Raw genomic sequence first — 18,922 nt, 5'->3', positions numbered from 1 at the left:
TCTTTTGAGAGCACTTTTGGATTAGTTATTTTCTGAATTATTTTGTTTATTTATCGAGTATTGCCTCAAGAAAGCTACTTGAATTACTGCTGGTATAGTAACCCTATAAGCAGGACCTGCCACATCAGCTAACGTCCAAAGACCTGTTATAACCCAACCTATTGGACCAGCAAAAGCTCCTATTGTTCTTACAAGGGACGCATTTACTGCAAGACTAAGACCTCTGCCTAATAACATTTTAGCAATAGTATTTGCAATAATGAGAGCAATTTTATACATAGCAAAACCGCTAACCAAAATGCTTGCCTGCATAGCAGCCGTTATCGCTTGTGGTTTAAAATCGGTGGTATTTAACCCAAATTCGTTTGCCACTTGTTTCAGCTCCTCTTCATTCATTTTCTCCAAGCTATCAGATAGAATTTTCATAAACATATTTTGCTCTATCATTTGTGTGTTTTGAGCCTTAGAGTAATTAACTTTAAGTTTGTCACAAACATCGCATAAAATTTCTTTATATTGAACCCCGCCACCTCTAAATACATTCACAAAGCTATTACCACCAAAACATTGAAGTTCGCCCATAATAAGCTCTATATATTCTTTGTGGTCTGGATAAAATCTTTTAAACAAATCATTGCTTGTAAGATCTTGCGTAATCCTTTCATCACCTTCTTTGCCTTTTATAATATCAACGAGATCATTTAGTTCGTTGCTATTAAGCTGTTTTAAAAACTCCAAATCTGAATCAAATTTGTAAGCCATTTTTTACTCCTTTAAAAATAATTTCAAAATGTTATATCAACAAAGCTTAATAATTTTTAAATTTAAGTAATTATTTCTTAAATAATAATATATATAAGAAATTATTCCTTAGTTGATAAGTAAGTGCGTTTTGCAAACAATTCCCATAAAAAGGCAAAAAATGGGAAATAATCTATCAAAAAGAGATATTGCAGGAATTTTAAAAATTGATACAAAAACTCTTTATAATTGGAGAAAAAATAAGCCAGAGCTTTATCGTCTGATCATGCTTGGTTTTAAATTTGATGAACTTTTAAAGCAAAGTGAGAAAAATTTAAATGAGCTAAAAGAGTTAGCAGAAGAAAATCAAAATTTTAGACTAAAATAGTCACTAAACGTTATTTTTAATTTCCGCCACTCTGGCCTTTGCAGCCTGCGTGATATCATCCTCGTAGTCATAAAAGTTAAAGGTCGCTCCGTGCTGGAAAAAGCCATTTAGTATATCGCCGCTTTGGCGGTTTTTCAGATCGAGCTCGGCCACCTTAAAGCCGTCATTTGTCGCACAAAATTCTTTTAGCCTAGCTGGCGCCTCTTTTAGCTTGGTAAATAAAAAGCAGTATCCATCGCCGCCATTTCGCCCCACTCTGCCTCGCAGCTGATGAAGCGTGGCAAGCCCCAGCCGCTCAGCGCCCACGATCACTATCGTATTTAGCCTTGGTAGCGAGATACCCACCTCAACAACGGTGGTTGAGAGCAAAATTTCACCCTCTTCTCTAAATCGCCTTAAAATTTCCTCTTTCTCTTTGTCTTTTCCGTGCGTGACGAAGACATTTTTAAAATTCTTTAGCCAAAAGCCCTGCGCCTCGCTTAGACTTTGGTAGTTTGAGCTCTCACTGCTCTCAACTAGCGGATAGATGATAGCCACTTGAAAGCCTCCTGCAAGCTGCTTTTTGATGTGAGCTAGCAAAAAGCCAAACTCGCTAGCGCCTAAAATTTGGCTCGTTATATTTTTCTTAAATGGCATCTGCTTTAAAAAGCTAAAATTTACGATCTCAGACTGGATTAAACTTAGCGTCCTTGGTATTGGCGTAGCTGAAAACTGCACGAAATTTGCTCGCTCGTCCTCGCTTGAAGCCAGCTCCTCTATCTTTTTGCGCTGGTTTGAGCCAAAGCGGTGCTGCTCATCGACCATAACAAGCGGCGAGTTTGGCAGCTCGTGAAAGAGTAGCGCATGCGTGCCAACGATCAAATTTGCCCCGCCAAAGTCTATCTTTTTCTCCCCACTTCGCACCAACATCACATTCATAAAAGCAGGCAAAAGCCTCTTTGCTTCATTATAAATTTGCTCGCTTAAGATGCTTGTTGGCGCCATCAAAATGGCACTTTGCGGATAGACGCTTAGCGCTGCTGCTAGGATCACAAGCGTCTTACCACTTCCCACATCGCCCATTATGACGCGCCTTTTTGCCTGCACGGCGCTAAGGTCGTCTCTGATGTCATTTATGGCGTTTATCTGATCATTTGTCGGCGTAAATGGCAGGCCCTTAAGCCAAGAGCTTATATCAAAAAGCTTGATCTTGGGGCTTTTAAAGTAGGTTTTTTTAGCACTTAGCTTTTTTATGTAGTTAAAAATTTCTACAAATTTTAAAATTTCTAAACCCTCACCATCATTTTTTAAGCGGTATAAAATTTGCACGCTTTGCTCATCTAGCCTTTGCAGATCAGCTAGAAATTTAGCCTCTTTTTCATTTAAGCCCTCGGCCAGTAAATTTTGTAAATTTAGATATTTTAAGATGAGTTTTTTTAGCTCCTCATCTTTTAGCTCGGTCTTAAATTTAGGCACGATCTGGCCTATTTTTGTGGTGATTTTTGGATTTACGATCTGCCACGAGCCAAAGGCGTAGGAGCAAAGCCCATATATAGCCATCTCTTTGCCTGTCTTAAAAGCGCCGTAGTGCCAAGATTTTGCGTTAAAAATGACGATCTTTACGCTACTTTGCCACTGCTCGCAAAAGGCAAGTGCTGTCAGCATGCCAGGGCGCGAGGCGAGCGATGTGATCTTTACATTTATGCAGACTTGCCCTTCTCTTGGGCTCTTAGCGATCGTCGTATCCTCAAAGCCCTTTGGTAGCACGAGAGCAAGGTCAAGCAGGCTAAGCACGCCTATTTTTAGAAGTTTTGCTCTGTCGCTTGCTTCAAATTTCATTTTTTAAGACGCAAAAACTTAGCTGATTGATCTCTGCGTGGGCTTTTATGAAGCTATTTAGCTCACTTAGCGAAAGGGCTGAAATTTTATCAAGGTCCTTTAAAAATGCCCCAAGCTCGCCATGCTCGTAAAACTCGCCCTGCGCGATGTCAAGGCGCTTAAATAGCGTCTCAAGCCTAAGCGGCAACGAGCCAAGTAAAAATTTCTTCGCCTGCTCAAGCTCGGCCTTGCTAACGCCTTTTTTACTAAATTTTAAAATTTCCTCTTTTATAACGGCGATAGCCTCATCTTTTTTTTCATTTTTTGTCTGCATATAGCCGTATAGCTGGCTGTAAGAGAGATTTAGCAAATTTCTAGCGTAGGCGCTGTATGCAAGCCCTCTTTTCACGCGTATCTCCTCCATGAGCCTCGAGCCAAAGCCACCCTCGCCTAAAATAAATGTCGCCACTGCGGCCTTGTATTTTTCTTCAGGTCTCACATTAAATGGCGCGCCAAAGTAGATGTATGCCTGCTCGCTTTGCCTGATGATCTCGCTGCTTTCGCATTTATCGCTTGGACTAAAGCGCTCTAGCTTTCGCACCTTGCCAGGTTTTAGTATCTCTAAAACGCCAGCTAGCTCTTTTGTCTGCTTCTCGTCGATGTCGCCACCTAGCACGCAAAGTAAATTTGAAAGGTCTAAATGCTCGTTTAAAAATTTTCTTACGTCTTCAAGCGTTATAGCTTTAATGCTCTTTTTAGTGCCGATACTTGGCTGGGCAAGCACACTTTTTGGATATAAAAGCTCAAAGAGCCCCTGCCTTGCCACGTAGTCAAAGTCGTTTTCATTTGCTGCGATCTCGCCAAGTGTGACGGTTTTGCACCTATTTAGAATTTCTTCTGTTAAATTTGGAGCTAGCAGAAGCTCTTTTAGCTTGCCACACACAAAGGTAAAGTGCTCTTTTAGGCAGTTTAGATCGATGCAAAATGTCTCAAAGCCGCAGCTTGCATTTAGGCTAATCGCCCGCACTTCAAGCTCTTTAGCGAATTTAGCCGAGCCTAGCTTCATATCGCCCTCGTTTAGTAAATTTGCACTTAGCCTTGCAAGACCAGCTAGCTTGCCATTTTGCGAGCTACCAGCTGCTTTGAAAACTAGCTTTAGGCTCACTACTGGCATCGCTTTTGAGCTTTCAAAAACGACTGGGATTTTTACATTTTTTACATTGATATCTAAAATTTTCATCTAAAATTTCTCCAAAATATCGTAGTTTGTGTTGCGTTTGGCTGGAATTTCTCCAACATCTTTTATAAGCTCGATCATCTGGTCTTGATTCATCCTAAAGCTTGCGCCTGCCGCCTTTACGACGTTTTCCTCCATCATTGTGCTACCAAGGTCGTTTGCACCAAAAAGAAGCGCTAGCTGGCCTACGTAGCTGCCCTGCGTGACCCAGCTACTTTGGATATTTTTAAAGTTATCCAAAAAGAGCCTTGAAACCGCAAGAAGCCTTAGATAGACGTTTGAGCTTTGCTTTTTGATCTCTGGGAATTCTTGCATGAGCTTTGTATTTAGCCCTTGAAAGCTCCAAAGTATAAATGCCCTAAATCCAGCCGTTTCATCTTGTAAATTTCTGATGTGCTCCCAGTGCTCCACGATCTCACGAGTGCTCTCAACCGTGCCAAACATCATCGTAGCAGTCGTTTTCATGTCAAGCTCGTGCGCCTCTTTGTGTATGCGAAGCCAGTCTGCGGTGTCGCACTTTTTAGGGGCGATGATGTCACGCACTCTATCACTTAAAATCTCCGCTCCAGCACCTGGCATCGAGTATAGGCCCTTTTCGTTTAGGCGCCTTAAGACCTCTTTTGTAGAAATTTTTGAAACTCTTGCGATGTAGTCGATCTCAACGGCCGAAAAACCATGTATCGTGATGCTTGGATAGTGCTTGCTGATGTAGCTTACTAGCTCCTCGTACCACTCGATCTTTAGCTTTGGATGAACGCCACCTTGAAATAAAATTTGCGTGCCGCCGATGGCTATTAGCTCCTCGATCTTCTTGCCGATCTCCTCAAAACTTAGCACATAAGCGTCTTCTTCTTTTGCGTGGCGGTAAAATGCGCAAAATTTACAATCCACCCAGCAGACGTTTGTATAGTTGATGTTGCGATCTACAATGAAGGTCGTGATGCCCTCTGGATGAAGCTCTTTTTTTCTAGCTAGCGCCATCTTGCCAAGCTCGTGAAGCGGTGCATTTTCTATAAGATCGGTGGCCTCTTTTACACTAAGTCTTTTCAAATTTAACCTTTTATTTTGCTTATTTTTGGGCGAAAGTTTAGCCAAAAATGCTTTTAAATATGATAAATCAGGCGTTATGAAAAATTAATTTTTAAAGGCTAAAATGTGAGAAATTCTTTAAAGGAGAGAGTTATGAAAAAGGTGATATTTGCCGTTATCTGCGGATTATTTTTGGTTGGTTGTGCTAAAAACGAGCCAAAGCCAGCTGAGCCACAAGGTGCAAGTTGCGGATGTGCTCATCATCAAAAAATGATGCAAGAAAATATGCCAAGCTGCCCTCATCACGGCATGCAAGGGGCGATGCATGGGCAAATGCCAGCAGGCTGCCCAGCCCACGCAAAATAGGTAAAGTGCCAAATGGCACTTTATTTTAATATAACTTTGTCGCCTTTAGTGCCTAAAACTTGCACTTTTTCGCCATTTTTTAGCGCTCCGTCATACTTCCAAAGAGTGCCTTTAAAATAGACCATATTTTCTCTGATCTCGCCAACGCCGGCTTCATCTAAAAATTCCTCATTAAAGCTCTCTTTTCTAGCCATAAATTTGCTCTTTAGCGGCGCTTTTAAAAGTGCCAGCAAGACAATCGCAAGTGCTGCAACGCCTAAAATTTGATATGGCCACTCAAAGGCAATGCCAAAATTTACCGCTCCGACGATGATAAAAGCTAAGCCAAAAAATAGCAGATAAAACGAAAATAGCGTAAATTCAAGGGCGAATAAAACTGCGCCAATGGCTAACATTATATAAGGGCTGATCACGCCTTATCCTTAGCTAAGAAATTCTTTAAGACACTAAGCGAGCCGATGAGCTCAGCCGCCTCATAAGGGACTAAAATTTTATCTTTTGAGCTATTTTTAGCTAGCTCGCTAAATGCCCCGACCCTGTCGCGCGCAAGCAGAAATTCAGCCGCATTTGCATTTTTGCTCATGCTATCATTTATCATATCCATAGCCTCTTTTTGAGCAGTTGCGATGGCGATTTGCTCGTATTTTTTCGCATCAGCCATACGCTCGATCGCCTCTGCTTGAAGCACTTTTTCTTGTTTTAGCGCCTCTGCATTGCGGATTAAAGCCTCTTTTTCAGCCAAAGCTTTTAGCTCGATCGCGCGCTTTTCACGCTCAGCCTTCATCTGCATATTCATCGCCTCTTCGATGCCAAGTGGGACAGAAATTTCAGAAATTTCAACTCTCATGATCTTTACGCCCCAGTTGCCAGCTGCATCGCCAAGAGCCACTTGAAGTGCGGCATTTAGGCGGTCACGTGAGCTTAGTGTATCATCAAGGTTCATCGCTCCTATCTCGCCACGAAGCGTTGTCATTGCTAAATTTGCAATGGCGCGTTTGTAGTTATCTACGTTATAAACCGCCATTTTTGCGTCAAATACCTTTAAAAAGACGATGCCATCGACGCTTATATTAACATTATCTTTTGTGATGACTTGCTGTTTTGTGATATCAACAAGCTGCTCTTTTATAGTTATGATCGCCCTTATCTGATCGACAAATGGGATGATAATGTGAAATCCCCCGTCAAGCACCTTGTGAAATTTACCAAGTCGCTCGATCAGCAAGTTATCTGCTTGCGATACGATCTTGATGCCAGCTTTTAAAAACAAAAATGCAAAAATGACCAAAACAACGACTAAAACGCCAAATGTCTCAACTTGCATCTTCTCTCCTTTAATTTATAATTTGTTATTTTCTTAAGTATTATAATACATTTTAAATTTTATTTTCAAAAAGGATCAGCATGAAAAATTTTATCTTTGCACTAAGTGCGGCTCTACTTTTAGCAGGTTGCGCTACGTCAAACCAAAGCGCGAGCGTCCCACAAGGCAAATGTGAAGTAAAAGGTAGCTGCATGGCTCCAGTAAGCAGCATCGAAGGCACTTACAAGGCATTTTTACCTTGCGCTAGCTGCATGGGCATAGACTCAACCCTTACACTTAAAAAAGACGGCACATTTGAAAGTGTGATGAACTACAAGTCAAAAGACAACTACAAAGCCGTTAGCAAGGGCAAATACTCAGTCAAAAACGGCGTTATCACAACAGTTGATGAGTATAAAGAGAAGAGCTTTTATAAGATCGAGGGTGAGAGCCTAAAGATGCTTGACATGGATCAAAAAGAGGTCACTGGCGAGCTAAAAGACAAATACATCTTTAAACGCGTAAAATAAATTTTAAAGGCAAAATGATATAATTTTGCAATTTTTAAGGAGTTGCAAATGAAATATCTTTTTGCCATACTTATCTCATTTTTCATCATCGGCTGCGCGAAAAATGAAAATTTAAAGCCACAAAATCAAGAACAAACACAAAAATCAAAAGAAGAAAAGCCCCTAGTTAGAGACGAAAAACCCAAAAAACCAGAAAAACTAATACTTTCAAACTCTATCTACACGAGCTACTACACGACCTTGCCATGCTCAAACTGCGAAGGCATAAAGACCATCCTAACTCTAAATAAAGACAAAACCTACACAAAAACTATGCTTACGATGGATAAGGCTGCTACTTTGGTAGAAAAAGGTGGCACATTTGATGTCGATGAGAGCGCTATCGTGCTAAAAGATGAAAGCGGCGCACTTAGCTACTTTGTGCCAAATAAAAACTCGCTTCTTCAGCTTGATGATAAGAAAAATAAACGAGTTGGCGTGCTAGCTCAAATTTATAACTACGAGCCGGTAAATAGGGCTTATAAAGAGAGTTTTTTTGCTAGATTTTCTAAATTTAAAGACAAAAATGGCTTTTTAGAGCTTGTGCTTGTGCCTAGTAAAAATGGCGCAAAGATAAGCTTTTACTCATCGCTAAAAGATGGCTCACCACTTTGTAAATTTAACTCAGAGCTGCTTTATGACAAGGGCATTTTTTATCTTTTGGATGAAAAAGGCGTGGCTTTAAGCGTGCATAAAACCGCTAACGACATCTTCATAATCGCAAACGATAAAATTTGCAAAAATGCTCACATAAGCGGACACTACAAAAGAGAAAAAGGTAGATCTAGCCTCTTTGGCAAGGGCTTCTTTGCGAAACTTACAAACGAGTCAGCAAATGCTGATGTGATGAAATTTTATGGCGCAAAAAACATAAAAAGAGACAATACTAAAAAAGAAAATAGCTACATCGTCACAAGCAAAAACGAGAGAATTTTTAAATACACCTTGCTAAATGGCATCATCACAAGCATCGAAATTTACTCAAATGAGTTTAAAACTCCTGAAAATATCAGCCTAAAATCAAATTTCAAAGATATAAAAAACAACCTTGTTATCTCTAAATTTCAAAGCGATGCAAACAATATCTATCTAAAAATAGACAGCCACGACATGCTTATAAAGCTTAAAAATCCGCTTGCACAAGAGATAACAAATTTAAGCCAGATCCCAGACGAGGCACAAATAGAGCAGATAACTCTGATGTGGAACCAGTAGTTTGAAAGAGTATCTTAAGCTTTTAAAGGACGAGAGAAATTTCCGCCTTTTAAGCACCATCCAGCTCATGTGCTACTTTGGTGTGTGGTTCTCGCACACTGGCATTTTCACACTGCTTATCTCGCTTGACGCTCCTGTATGGGCACTTACACTAAGTGCGGCGATGGCATTTATCCCAGGCGTTGTCATCGCTCCATTTAGCGGCATTTTGGTTGATAAATTTAGCCCAAAACCTATGCTTGTGATCATGATGGCGGTTGAGACCATAAGCGTTTTTATGCTGCTTTTTATAAATTCGCTTGATTATCTATGGCTACTTTTGCTTATCATTTTTATTAGAAACGGCGTTGGCGGGATGTATTTTCAAGTAGAGATGAGCGTGCTGCCAAAAATTTTAAGCAAAGAGAGCCTAAAGCTTGCAAACGAGATCCACTCGATCATCTGGGCGGTCTCATACACCGCTGGCATGGGGCTTGCTGGCGTTTATATACACTTTTTTGGCATCAAAAGCGCCTTTTTGCTTGACGGAGCTCTTTATCTTTGCAGTTTTGGCTTTTTATATCTTTTAAAGCTAGACGAGCTAAAGCCAGAATTTATAGAAAAACCTCTAAAAATGCTCAAAAATGGGCTTAAATACCTAAAAGAAAATAGGCTCATCGTGCATCTTATATTTTTGCATGCCTTTGTTGGCATCACCGCTTATGACGCATTGATCGCGCTTTTGGCTGACTATAGATACGCAAATTTACTCTCAACCTCGCTAGTTATTGGCCTATTAAATGCCTCAAGATCGATCTCGCTTATGTTTGCACCAGCCATGCTTAGTAAATTTATGAATAAAAAAACGCTCATCTACATCTACATCGGTCAAGGGCTTGGCATCATCATCTGGGCGCTCTCTTTGCGAAATTTTTATCTCTCGCTAATTGGCATCATCTTTGCTGGATTTTGCACGTCAAGCCTTTGGAGTTACACCTACACGCTGCTTCAGCAAAACTGCCAAAAAGAGTTTTACGGCAGAGTGATCGCGTATAATGATATGGTTTTTCTTGGATTTAGCGCGCTTATCTCATTTGCGATCGGCTTTTTATATGAGCTTGGACTAAGCGTGGAGATGATCGCAGCCTTCATGGGAAGCCTCTTTTTTATTGGAGCCTTTTACTACCACGTAGTTTCAAAAAGATATGAGATAAGGTAAAATTGATCTATCTTTTAAAGAAACTAACTAATAAAATTATAACTATAAAGATAACTACTGAAGACAAAAGCTCATGTTCAGAAGACTCTTCCTTCTTACCCTCACTCTTTTTCTCCTTTTCCTCAAACCAATCTCTAACATTGTGCTTAACAGAACCCTTTTTTAAACTCCCACTACTACTAGCTTGTGATAAATTTTCTTTTTTATATGCTTCATTGGCTGCGGTAGTATTGCGATCTTTTAAAATTTCCTCTTTCTTGCTCTTGTCATCTTTTACTATAGTATCCTCATCTTTTAAAGGTACTACTTTGATATCATTTTGACCAAATTTTTCCTCGCCGTCTATTTCTTGCCATTTGCCATTTATATTAATCATATTTTTAACGACAGTTGAGCTCTCTTTAGAGGCTTTCATATCACTTGGATTTAGAGGAATTTCTACTTTGTTGTTGCCATCAATGATTACAGCGTTGCCATCCTTTGAAATTTCTATTTTATTATCTCCATCATGGATCACAAATGTGCCATCTTTTGATGGAATGATCTTATTGTTGTCTTTATCAAAAAACTCACTCTTTCCATTGACACTAACCTTGGTCCACTCTTGAACCTCGCCATTAGATAGCATATCTTTAAGAGCGTCAGGTCTTGCAAAATTTATTGGGATTTCTATTTTATTGTTATTTTCATCAACTATTACAAAATTTCCATCTTTTGAAATTTCTATTTTACCTTCGCTTTTAGTTGCACCTACCTCATGCCATTTTCCATCTATCTCAACCATATTTTTAACCATAGTTGAGCTTTTAATATCATCAATTTTTATTGACTTTTCTACTTTGTTATTATCACTAATAACTACATCGTCTTTTGAAATTTCCGCTTTATTTTCAGATTCATCTTTTTTAAGCTTGATAACATCAACATTGCTAATCTCTGTTTGAATTTCTTCGCTACTCTCACTGACATTAGGATCTTTTCCGCTACTATCTATCTCAAGCCATTTGCCATTTACTTTAACCTTTGCATAGCCATTGCAAAAATCGTTTGCATCATCAAATTTACATTCAATTACCTGAATACCATTCTTATCTATAAAGCCAAATTTGCCAAATTTTTTAACCCTGGCCAGCCCTTCACAAAAGTCGCTTGCATCACTAAAATTGCACGCAATGACCTGTTCTCCTGCTTCATTTATAAAACCATAGTTGCCAAATTTCTTGATCCTAGCTAAACCTTCTTTAAATTCGCCAACTATCTCAAAAGTCTGCTTCATCCTTCACCACCTTTTTTTGTGACTATTTTATTTATATTTTTTTAAAAAGATACTAAATTTAATATTTTAAAAAGAGAGTGCAAGAGCATAAGCCCTTGCAATTTTATAGATAAACTGGGATATTTGTATGTTCTAAGAAAAATCTTGATGTTCCGCCAAGGACCATCTCCATAAGCCCGTTTTCGCCGTATCTGCTGGCTACGATAAGGTCCGCATTTCTATCATTTGCGGCTTTTAAAAGTGCCTCGCCAGGTATCGTTGTAGTTGCTATAACTTCAAAACTAGCACTGATATTATGAACCTTAAAATACTCTTCAAGTTTTTTAAGATTTAGCTCGGCGTTATCGCCAAGGCTTGCTTTTGAAGTGATGCACTGAACCTTTTTAGCGCTCTTTAAAAGATCGATCGCTCCAGTTAGAGCTCTTGAGCTTTGAGTTGTTCCTGTCCAGCTTACAAGGATGTTATCAGCCCTAAATTCACGCATCTTTCTAGGGATAACGATCGCATTTTTTCCGCTTTTTAAAACAGCTGACTCAAATGTGCCAGTGATCTTGCCATCAAGTGGCACTGCAGCTACGACTAGATCGCAAAATTTACTCTCTTGCTCAACTATGGCGCTTCTTTTTCCATTATGGATCGTGAAATTTGCAGTGCAGACATCTTCGATGACCTCGTCGCTCACCTTTATGCCTAGCTCAGCACAAATTTTATTAAAAAGCTTTTCGTTCTCTTCGTGCTCAACCGCAAGCTCTGATTTGGCTGATTTTAAAAATTCCTCAAAAAGCACTCCACCACGAAGCGTCATTTTCATATTATAAACCACGCTTGGATCTAGTTGGCAAGTGAGGATCTCCATGTGAGCTTTAAACCATTGTGCAACCTTTAAAGCACCGTAAATTCTTGGCTCGATATCGTCCCCTGCTCCTATTGGAAAAAGCAACTTTTTGTATTTCATCATCTATCCTTTAAAAATTTATTCAACCAAAGAGAGCGAAATTTTATTTCCTTTTTGCTCGCTCACACACACTTTTACCTGATCGCCTACGTTTAATGGGCTCTTTATCTTTGAGATGTGAAGCAGACCATCAACACCGTCTTTTAGCTCGATAAATACTCCAAAATCAACCACGCTTTTTACGCTTCCTGTAAATTCATCGCCTATGTTAAATGTCGGTTTTACACGGTCTTTGTCGTGTTTAAACGGCTTTTTGCCAAACGAGCGAGAGTTCTCTTTTGAAGTGATAGAGATGATGTAGTCTTTTGCTGCATCGACGTTTTTCTTAGCGCCGCCTGCGATTTTAACCTCGCCTTTTTCTCTATCAAGGTCGATCGAAACCTCAAATTTCTCGATGATCTCTTTTATAGTCTTGCCAGCTTGACCGATGATATCTACGATCTTGCTTGGATCGACGTTAAATAGCTCAAGTTTTGGCAATACATCCTCGTTTATCTCTATATTTTTATCAGCCTGTGTCATTAGAGCAAGGATGTGCTCTCTGCCGCGTTTTGCTTGATATAGCGCCTCTTTTAGCACTTCTAGGCTGATGCCTCCAAGCTTGATGTCCATCTGAAGCGCTGTGATGCCATCACTTGTGCCAGCAACTTTAAAGTCCATATCGCCGTCGTGGTCTTCAAGACCCATGATATCGGTTAAAACAGCGTGCTTATCGCCTTCAAATATAAGACCCATCGCAACACCAGCGACAAGTTTTTGGGTATTGACCCCAGCAGCTCTAAGTGCGAGCGAACCACCGCAAACGCTAGCCATAGAGCTTGAGCCGTTGCTCTCTAAAATTTCTGAAACGACCCTTATCGTATATGGAGAAGCTAGATCGATGCTTGGTGCAAGGGCACGTTTGGCTAAATTTCCATGTCCAAGCTCACGTCTACCAGGAGCTTTAAGTGGGCTTGCCTCGCCGACGCTAAAGCCTGGGAAGTTGTAGTTAAACATAAATTTCTCAACCAAAGGAGCTTTTTCAGTTAGGATGTCATACATCTGAGCATCGCTATCTGTGCCAAGAGTAGCGACAACTAGCGCCTGAGTTTGACCTCTTGTAAAGAGGCATGAGCCGTGAGCATTTGGAAGGACATTTGTCTCGATGCTAATAGGTCTAACCTCTTCAAGCCCACGTCCGTCGGCTCTAACGCCCTCGTTTATGATCTGCTCTCTTACTATTTTCTTTTTATATTTACCAAGGACATTTGAGATGATAGCCTCGTCCCAGCCCTCTTTTTGAGCTACCTCATCGCTTGAAATTTGTTTAGCGATCTTGCCAAGCTCGCTTGCACGCTCACTCTTTGCCATTTGATTGATCGCGTTTTTAACCTCTGCTTTATAAAATTTATCGATGTAAATAGCGATATTTTCGTTTTCTATCTCTGGCTTTAGCTCAAGTGCGGCATCCTCTTTTTTGTGCTCTTTAAACGCCTCTTCGTAAGCGCTGCTAGCTCTTAGTATAGCCTTGCCAGCAAAGTCGATCGCCTCAACCATCTTATCTTCACTAAATTCATTCATCACTTGCTTTTGCGCCATGCTATCGCTTAGGCTAGGATCTATCATTGGCTCGATCGCTACCATCGGTATGAGTTGCGTAGTTTGCTGAGGCAAGCTTCTCATCTCGATCATCAAAAGCTCATCTTTTGTGCCAGCAACATATAGGTCGATCGCGCTTTGTTTTAGCTCAGAGTTGCTTGGATTTATAACAAATTTTTCATCTATATAGCCAACTCTTACACCACAAACTGGGCGATTTACAGGGATGTCGCTAAGGTAAAGTGCAACTGAAGCCGCATTTAGGCTCACAACTTGTAAATCAACCTCAGGATCAGCTGAAAGTACCATGACAACGATCTGTGTTGGGTATGCGTAGCCTTTTGGGAAAAGTGGGCGAAGCGATCTATCTATGATGCGAGCTGTTAGTGTCTCAAAGTCTCCTGGCTTGGTCTCGCGCTTGACGTAACCACCTGGTATTTTGCCAGCTGCGTAAGCTTTTTCGATGTATTGCACCGTTAGAGGCAAAAAGTCCTCTTCAACTTGCACATCTTCTCTTGCCACAGTTGCTAAAACTACGGTGTTTTTTACCCTTAAAAGCACTGCTCCGCTAGCTTGTTTAGCTACTTTATTAAGGTCAAAAATTTCGACCTGATTATTGACTTCTATACTATATTGCATTATTTTTATCTCCTTGTTGTTTTTGTAACGGTAAATAGTGAGGGCTCTCTTCTAATATCGACATAATGCGTTCGCTCGTAGCCTCGATCTTTTTCTCGTAATACGAATCCACATCGATAAAATCAACGATCTTATTTATCGTATAAATTTCATCGACCATATCATTTAAATTTGCAAAGACATCAGTGGCTATCATCGGCGTTGCGTATGAGATGGATTTTACCTTCACATCAAGCAGCGTCTTTATGCAGATGAGTGCCGTCATGCCAGTCTCACACCCCTCATCGATCAGTAAAATATTCTTGCCCTTTAGCTCTCCTATCAAATTTCCTTTTCTGTATTTATAGACATTTTTTAAAATTTTCTCTTCATATTTTCTATGCGCTTCGCCGTAGATGTAGTCATAGCTTATGTTAAAAGCTTTTATGAGAGGATCGTTTAGCACGATATCTTCTGTTTCACTAACTATCGCTACGTCGCATTCGCTGTTGTTTGGCGCAGGGATTGGCTCGCTAAAGAGCATCTCATAGCTCAAATTTAGCCCCCTGCAAACCACATCAGTCAGGATAACTGACTCAAGCGACATGCAAAGAACTATCGTCTTAGCGTCATTTAGCTCTTTTTTTGGCAAGATCTCGATGAGCTTGTTAGCTGCATCTAGTTGATCTTTAAATTTAACGCTTGCCATTATCTAGCCATCTTATTTGCTACTTGATGAAGTGGTGCTGCTTTGTGAAAAGTCATAGTGTAAGCCGCCCATCGGATAGAAATTTATAGTAAAGTAGATGCCGCTTTTCTTAGTTGAAGCTGAACCATTTGTCGTTGTTGTCGGCTCGACATCGTGTTGATAAATTAGCCCGTAGTTCCAGCACTTTCTTTGATGAAGCACGCCAACTCTCCAGCTCTTTGTGTAGCTTCTCTCAAGGTCGTATTGCCAGCCACCGATTAAGCTATATTGATGAGGGAGCTTTACGCCAGCGCTGCTTGTAAAGTAGCTATCTTTTGTTGCACTATTTTTAGCAAGGCTGTCGCTCTTTTTCATCGTGTGGAGCATATTTATCCAAAATAGATCGTGCGTATAGTAAAGTCCGTTTTGCACCTTTTTAAGCTCTCTATCTTTGTGTGAGTATTCAAGCTTGTTATAAACGCTAAAATTCTCGAACGGATATAGATAGATGGCATTTTTTAAATTCGAATACTCATCATCTTTTGTGTAGTAACCTTGTGAGATGCTGTGTTTTACGACTTTTCTGCCACTGCCGTTAAAGAAATACTGCGTCAAATAGCCAGAAACCTCTTCTTTGCTCTGATCTTGAGCTAAGAAATTTTCATACTCATTTAGATCTTTATCGTAGATAAACTCGTCGTCTAAATTTCCTTTTCTATATCCTGGCAGCAAGTACTCAGCACCAAAATTTAAAGTGTGATAAAAGCTCTCATACGCTTTTGCAAGGTCTGTGTGAAGGGCAAATTTATGATAGTTATTTACAAAATTTGCGTGTTTATCTTCTCTTTTGTCATCAAATGAATTTATCTTGTTTTCGTAGTTTATCCTTGAAGCGTAAAGGTACTCGTAAAATGAAAACGTTAAGCTATCATCAAACAGTGGCACATGCACTGAAGCTGGCAGCGTAAATTCATACTGAGTTGCTCTAACGCCTATCTTTCTATCATATCTATGTGATTGAAGATCGATTGAATATAAGATATTTGGCAAGACTATATCGTCTGTAAATTTATGATACTGAAGCGATGGAAGCTCTTGAAGCGTATCTTTGTTTTCATTCTTTGAGCCGATCTTTTCGGTGTCTATGTAGTATTTCGCATAGGCGCCAAAGTAGTGATCGTCATTTGCTATGAAGTAGTTAAATTTAGAGGTCACAAGCGAGTCATAGTCATCATCTCTGCCCTTTAAATTTAGATAGTCTATGTCATTTAGTTTGGTTGCATCTATCCACATGCCCTCTTGCAGATCAGCCTCGCTAAGGTATTTTATGAGTTTATCTCTTTCATATTTTAGCCCGACACCTTTGTGAGTTTTGTTTTTTAGCTCAGCTCTGTTTGAAGTCTCGCTTTTTTGCTTGGCTCGGTAGCTGTTTTTATCAGTAAATGAACCAAAACTGATCTCACCTCTTGAATCAGGTGAATCAGTAAATCTAAAAGCACCGTAAATTCCAGCACCCCTGTTTGTTCTTATCTGCGGATCAAATTCCAGATCCCACTCATTATAAGGTGCAAAATAGACTGGTTGTTTGTAGTAAAAGCCCTCTGACTTGCCATATCCAAGCTCTGGCGGCAAGAGTCCTGTCCTTCTTGTAGTATCAGTTGAGAAGCCAAAGTATGGCAGGTAAAAGACTGGCACGTTTGCTATGCGAAAGACCGGGTTAAAAAGATGCAGAAATTTACTCTGTTTGTTTAGCATGGCTGAGCTTGAGGTGATGCTCCAGTCAGGGTCTTGGACGTTGCAGCTTGAAACCATCGCCTTTCTTACTCTATAGTACTCGCTATCAGAGCTGCTCTCATCGCTTCTCATCCACACTTCCATGTCTTTGTTCATCATAAAGAGCGACTCAAAGGCAGCGTTGTTGTTTTTTAAATTTAGCTTAGCGTAGTTTGAGCGAGAGACCTCATCTTTGCCTTTCATCATATTGACATTGCCAAAGAGCTCAATGACTGAGTTATTTTGATCATAAACAGCACAATCAGCCGTCACAAGATACTCTTGCGAATATACAACGACGTTTTTGTTTGCCGTTACGATGCCTTTATCTTGCTTCACATCATCAGCCAATAGCTGCACATCTTGCACTGCTGCACTTAAACTAAAAACACAAACCGGAATTAAAAATAAAATTTTACGCATTTATCACCACTGTTTTTGCTATTTTGTCTTGCCACGTCTGCCTTGCAGGGTTTGAAAGTGCCCACGCAAAGCCAAGATAAAAACAAGCTTCACTAACTATCCTAAATATCGCCCTAACAAGACTTTGAGTTAAATTTGGCTTATCTAAAATTTCTACATTTATACACATCGTCTTTGTTATCATCTGCCCGAGGCTTGCGCCATAATACCAAACAAAAAATGTGTGATAGATGACTTTTAAAGCGACCACTTGCCAAAATAAATTTAATACTAAATTTCTAGCGTCATCATAGTTGGTGCTAGTAGAAAGAGGCTCCCAATAGATGATCATAAAAAGAAACGAAACTATGATCTCATCGATAGAAAACGCCATGATCCTCTTAGCAAAAGGAGCAAGTGAAATTTCTTCGTTTTGAAGCTTCTCTTCTATCTGCATACTCATTTTAGAGCCTGCCACGCGATATCTTTTCTAAAGTGTGCTCCGTCAAATTTGACATTTTCGCAAAGCTCATAGGCCTTATCACGTGCCTCTTTTATGCTCTTTGCGGTCGCCACGCAGACTAGCACTCTGCCGCCATCTGCGTAAATTTCATCACCCTCTTTGCTCACGCCTGCGTAAGCTATATGGGCATCTTTTACATCATTTAAAACTGAAATTTTAGCCTTTGGGCTACTTTTATAAGGATAATTTTTGCTAGACATCACGACGCCAACTGCAAATTCATCTTTTAAGCTGATAGGCTTTAGCTCGCCTTTTGCAGCATTTAGTAAAATTTCACTCAAATTTCCGTCGATTAATGGCATCAAGACCTCGCACTCAGGATCGCCAAATCTCACGTTAAACTCAAGCACATAAGGCTCATTTTTCACGATCATCAGCCCCACAAAAAGCACTCCACAAAACGGACTGCCCTCGTTTTTCATCCCTTTTAACGTAGGTTTTACAACCTCTTCTTCGACCCTTTTTATAAGCTCTTTTGAAGCAAGCGGACTTGGAGCGTAAGCGCCCATACCGCCAGTATTTGGACCCTCGTCGTTGTCAAGCAGGCGTTTGTGGTCTTGCGCCACTGGCAAGCTTACAAAATTTTCGCCGTCACAAATGGCAAAAAAGCTTAACTCAAAGCCGTCCAAAAACTCTTCAACTACCACAAATTTGCCAGCATCACCAAAGCTAGCTCCACTTAGCATGTCGCTAACTGCCTCTTTGGCTTCTTCTTTGGAATTTGCGATGATCACGCCTTTTCCAGCGCAAAGTCCGTCAGCTTTTACAACCATTGGCACGCTTAGGGTATCAATAAATTTAAATGCTTTTTCTTTGTCGTCTGTGTTTAAATATTTTGCAGTTTTTATGTTATTTCTAGCCAAAAAGTCCTTCATATAGGCCTTGCTGGCCTCAAGTCTAGCTGCTGCCTTGCTTGGTCCAAAGATGAGCAAACCCTCTTTTTTAAATATATCCACTACGCCTTCGCTAAGAGGCGCTTCAGGTCCCACGATAGTTAGCTCGATACTATTTTCTTTGGCAAAATTTGCTAGCTCATGAAAGTCTTTTATGTTTAAATTCTCACCAAGGCGTGAGGTCGCACCATTTCCAGGTGCAAAGTATAAATTTATATTTTTTTCGCTTTTTAGTTTTAGAGCAATGGCGTATTCGCGGCCGCCACTTCCTATTATGAGAATGTTCATATTATCTCCGTAAATTTAAAAACCCAAGTGGGCGTCGCATAGAAGAGTGGCCCATAAACAAAGCCAATCTTGCAAATAGATGGAT

Annotated in this window: 18 protein-coding genes; 5 read left to right on the top strand and 13 right to left on the bottom strand. The window is 40.2% G+C overall.

The window, feature by feature from the left end:
- Positions 1-21 precede the first annotated feature (21 nt).
- Complete coding sequence (locus CVT07_RS02345; RefSeq protein ID WP_107929612.1) at positions 22-762, bottom strand: DUF3944 domain-containing protein; 741 nt, start codon at positions 760-762, stop codon at positions 22-24.
- 160 nt (positions 763-922) lie between these two features.
- Here CVT07_RS02345 and CVT07_RS02340 point away from each other — a divergent pair, with 160 nt between their 5' ends.
- Complete coding sequence (locus CVT07_RS02340; RefSeq protein WP_103558592.1) at positions 923-1,129, top strand: transcriptional regulator; 207 nt, start codon at positions 923-925, stop codon at positions 1,127-1,129.
- A 3-nt stretch (positions 1,130-1,132) separates the two neighbouring features.
- Here CVT07_RS02340 and recG read toward each other — a convergent pair whose 3' ends face one another.
- The 3 genes from recG to CVT07_RS02325 are packed head-to-tail and all read right to left on the bottom strand — an operon-like array spanning position 1,133 to position 5,213.
- Positions 1,133-2,947 (bottom strand): ATP-dependent DNA helicase RecG, encoded by a 1,815-nt coding sequence (gene recG, locus CVT07_RS02335; RefSeq protein ID WP_107936925.1) that lies wholly within the window; start codon positions 2,945-2,947, stop codon positions 1,133-1,135.
- Complete coding sequence (locus CVT07_RS02330) at positions 2,937-4,166, bottom strand: M16 family metallopeptidase (RefSeq protein WP_107936923.1); 1,230 nt, start codon at positions 4,164-4,166, stop codon at positions 2,937-2,939. The genes recG and CVT07_RS02330 overlap by 11 nt, the downstream gene beginning before the upstream one ends.
- Positions 4,167-5,213 carry a dehypoxanthine futalosine cyclase gene (locus CVT07_RS02325; RefSeq protein ID WP_107936921.1) on the bottom strand — a complete coding sequence of 349 codons (1,047 nt, stop codon included), beginning with the start codon at positions 5,211-5,213 and terminating at the stop codon, positions 4,167-4,169.
- Between the two features lie 132 nt (positions 5,214-5,345).
- Here CVT07_RS02325 and CVT07_RS02320 point away from each other — a divergent pair, with 132 nt between their 5' ends.
- Positions 5,346-5,558 carry a hypothetical protein gene (locus tag CVT07_RS02320; RefSeq protein WP_103617023.1) on the top strand — a complete coding sequence of 71 codons (213 nt, stop codon included), beginning with the start codon at positions 5,346-5,348 and terminating at the stop codon, positions 5,556-5,558.
- Positions 5,559-5,578: 20 nt separating this feature from the next.
- Here the strand turns inward: CVT07_RS02320 and CVT07_RS02315 are convergent, their stop codons facing one another.
- Both CVT07_RS02315 and CVT07_RS02310 read right to left on the bottom strand, forming a co-directional pair.
- Positions 5,579-5,971: an NfeD family protein gene (locus CVT07_RS02315; RefSeq protein WP_107936919.1), complete on the bottom strand. Its 393-nt coding sequence runs from the start codon at positions 5,969-5,971 to the stop codon at positions 5,579-5,581.
- Positions 5,968-6,882 (bottom strand): SPFH domain-containing protein, encoded by a 915-nt coding sequence (locus CVT07_RS02310; protein ID WP_021089647.1) that lies wholly within the window; start codon positions 6,880-6,882, stop codon positions 5,968-5,970. Before CVT07_RS02310 ends, CVT07_RS02315 begins: the two co-directional genes overlap by 4 nt.
- Before the next feature lie 80 nt (positions 6,883-6,962).
- Here CVT07_RS02310 and CVT07_RS02305 point away from each other — a divergent pair, with 80 nt between their 5' ends.
- Genes CVT07_RS02305 through CVT07_RS02295 form a run of 3 tightly spaced genes read left to right on the top strand, consistent with a single transcriptional unit; the run spans position 6,963 to position 9,843 of the window.
- Positions 6,963-7,391 (top strand): copper resistance protein NlpE, encoded by a 429-nt coding sequence (locus CVT07_RS02305; RefSeq protein ID WP_087582655.1) that lies wholly within the window; start codon positions 6,963-6,965, stop codon positions 7,389-7,391.
- A 48-nt stretch (positions 7,392-7,439) separates the two neighbouring features.
- The gene (locus CVT07_RS02300; RefSeq protein ID WP_107936916.1) at positions 7,440-8,645 is read left to right on the top strand and encodes a copper resistance protein NlpE; all 1,206 of its coding nucleotides are present in this window, start codon (positions 7,440-7,442) and stop codon (positions 8,643-8,645) included.
- Between the two features lies 1 nt (position 8,646).
- Entirely contained in the window at positions 8,647-9,843 is a 1,197-nt protein-coding gene (locus tag CVT07_RS02295) for an MFS transporter (protein ID WP_107936915.1), read from the top strand.
- A gap of 7 nt (positions 9,844-9,850) precedes the next feature.
- On the opposite strand, the gene CVT07_RS02290 is transcribed toward CVT07_RS02295, so the two are convergent.
- From CVT07_RS02290 to purD, 7 genes are all read right to left on the bottom strand, one after another.
- The gene (locus CVT07_RS02290; protein WP_107936914.1) at positions 9,851-11,119 is read right to left on the bottom strand and encodes a WG repeat-containing protein; all 1,269 of its coding nucleotides are present in this window, start codon (positions 11,117-11,119) and stop codon (positions 9,851-9,853) included.
- A 103-nt stretch (positions 11,120-11,222) separates the two neighbouring features.
- A complete protein-coding gene (locus CVT07_RS02285; RefSeq protein ID WP_012140217.1) occupies positions 11,223-12,074 on the bottom strand; it encodes a universal stress protein in 852 nt (283 codons plus the stop codon).
- An 18-nt stretch (positions 12,075-12,092) separates the two neighbouring features.
- Positions 12,093-14,291: a polyribonucleotide nucleotidyltransferase gene (locus CVT07_RS02280; protein WP_107936909.1), complete on the bottom strand. Its 2,199-nt coding sequence runs from the start codon at positions 14,289-14,291 to the stop codon at positions 12,093-12,095.
- Positions 14,281-14,979 (bottom strand): sodium:proton antiporter, encoded by a 699-nt coding sequence (locus CVT07_RS02275; RefSeq protein WP_002941705.1) that lies wholly within the window; start codon positions 14,977-14,979, stop codon positions 14,281-14,283. The genes CVT07_RS02280 and CVT07_RS02275 overlap by 11 nt, the downstream gene beginning before the upstream one ends.
- Before the next feature lie 12 nt (positions 14,980-14,991).
- On the bottom strand, positions 14,992-17,154 hold the full coding sequence (locus CVT07_RS02270) for an LPS-assembly protein LptD (protein ID WP_107936907.1): 2,163 nt from the start codon (positions 17,152-17,154) through the stop codon (positions 14,992-14,994).
- Positions 17,147-17,596 (bottom strand): RDD family protein, encoded by a 450-nt coding sequence (locus tag CVT07_RS02265; RefSeq protein WP_002941696.1) that lies wholly within the window; start codon positions 17,594-17,596, stop codon positions 17,147-17,149. The genes CVT07_RS02270 and CVT07_RS02265 overlap by 8 nt, the downstream gene beginning before the upstream one ends.
- On the bottom strand, positions 17,593-18,837 hold the full coding sequence (gene purD / locus CVT07_RS02260; RefSeq protein WP_107936905.1) for a phosphoribosylamine--glycine ligase: 1,245 nt from the start codon (positions 18,835-18,837) through the stop codon (positions 17,593-17,595). The genes CVT07_RS02265 and purD overlap by 4 nt, the downstream gene beginning before the upstream one ends.
- Between the last annotated feature and the right edge of the window lie 85 nt (positions 18,838-18,922).

It is taken from the genome of Campylobacter concisus (assembly GCF_003048875.2).
In the GTDB taxonomy this organism is placed as follows: domain Bacteria; phylum Campylobacterota; class Campylobacteria; order Campylobacterales; family Campylobacteraceae; genus Campylobacter_A; species Campylobacter_A concisus_AU.
Note: the sequence above shows the minus strand (reverse complement) of the source record. Positions and strands in the feature narration are given on the sequence as shown.

What these genes read in the sequence shown, in the direction of transcription:
- CVT07_RS02345 (WP_107929612.1), bottom strand. Translation starts at nt 762, where the DNA reads ATGGCTTACAAATTTGATTCAGATTTGGAGTTTTTAAAACAGCTTAAT.
- CVT07_RS02340 (WP_103558592.1), top strand. Translation starts at nt 923, where the DNA reads ATGGGAAATAATCTATCAAAAAGAGATATTGCAGGAATTTTAAAAATT.
- recG (WP_107936925.1), bottom strand. Translation starts at nt 2,947, where the DNA reads ATGAAATTTGAAGCAAGCGACAGAGCAAAACTTCTAAAAATAGGCGTG.
- CVT07_RS02330 (WP_107936923.1), bottom strand. Translation starts at nt 4,166, where the DNA reads ATGAAAATTTTAGATATCAATGTAAAAAATGTAAAAATCCCAGTCGTT.
- CVT07_RS02320 (WP_103617023.1), top strand. Translation starts at nt 5,346, where the DNA reads ATGAAAAAGGTGATATTTGCCGTTATCTGCGGATTATTTTTGGTTGGT.
- CVT07_RS02310 (WP_021089647.1), bottom strand. Translation starts at nt 6,882, where the DNA reads ATGCAAGTTGAGACATTTGGCGTTTTAGTCGTTGTTTTGGTCATTTTT.
- CVT07_RS02305 (WP_087582655.1), top strand. Translation starts at nt 6,963, where the DNA reads ATGAAAAATTTTATCTTTGCACTAAGTGCGGCTCTACTTTTAGCAGGT.
- CVT07_RS02300 (WP_107936916.1), top strand. Translation starts at nt 7,440, where the DNA reads ATGAAATATCTTTTTGCCATACTTATCTCATTTTTCATCATCGGCTGC.
- CVT07_RS02290 (WP_107936914.1), bottom strand. Translation starts at nt 11,119, where the DNA reads ATGAAGCAGACTTTTGAGATAGTTGGCGAATTTAAAGAAGGTTTAGCT.
- CVT07_RS02285 (WP_012140217.1), bottom strand. Translation starts at nt 12,074, where the DNA reads ATGAAATACAAAAAGTTGCTTTTTCCAATAGGAGCAGGGGACGATATC.
- CVT07_RS02280 (WP_107936909.1), bottom strand. Translation starts at nt 14,291, where the DNA reads ATGCAATATAGTATAGAAGTCAATAATCAGGTCGAAATTTTTGACCTT.
- CVT07_RS02275 (WP_002941705.1), bottom strand. Translation starts at nt 14,979, where the DNA reads ATGGCAAGCGTTAAATTTAAAGATCAACTAGATGCAGCTAACAAGCTC.
- CVT07_RS02270 (WP_107936907.1), bottom strand. Translation starts at nt 17,154, where the DNA reads ATGCGTAAAATTTTATTTTTAATTCCGGTTTGTGTTTTTAGTTTAAGT.
- CVT07_RS02265 (WP_002941696.1), bottom strand. Translation starts at nt 17,596, where the DNA reads ATGAGTATGCAGATAGAAGAGAAGCTTCAAAACGAAGAAATTTCACTT.
- purD (WP_107936905.1), bottom strand. Translation starts at nt 18,837, where the DNA reads ATGAACATTCTCATAATAGGAAGTGGCGGCCGCGAATACGCCATTGCT.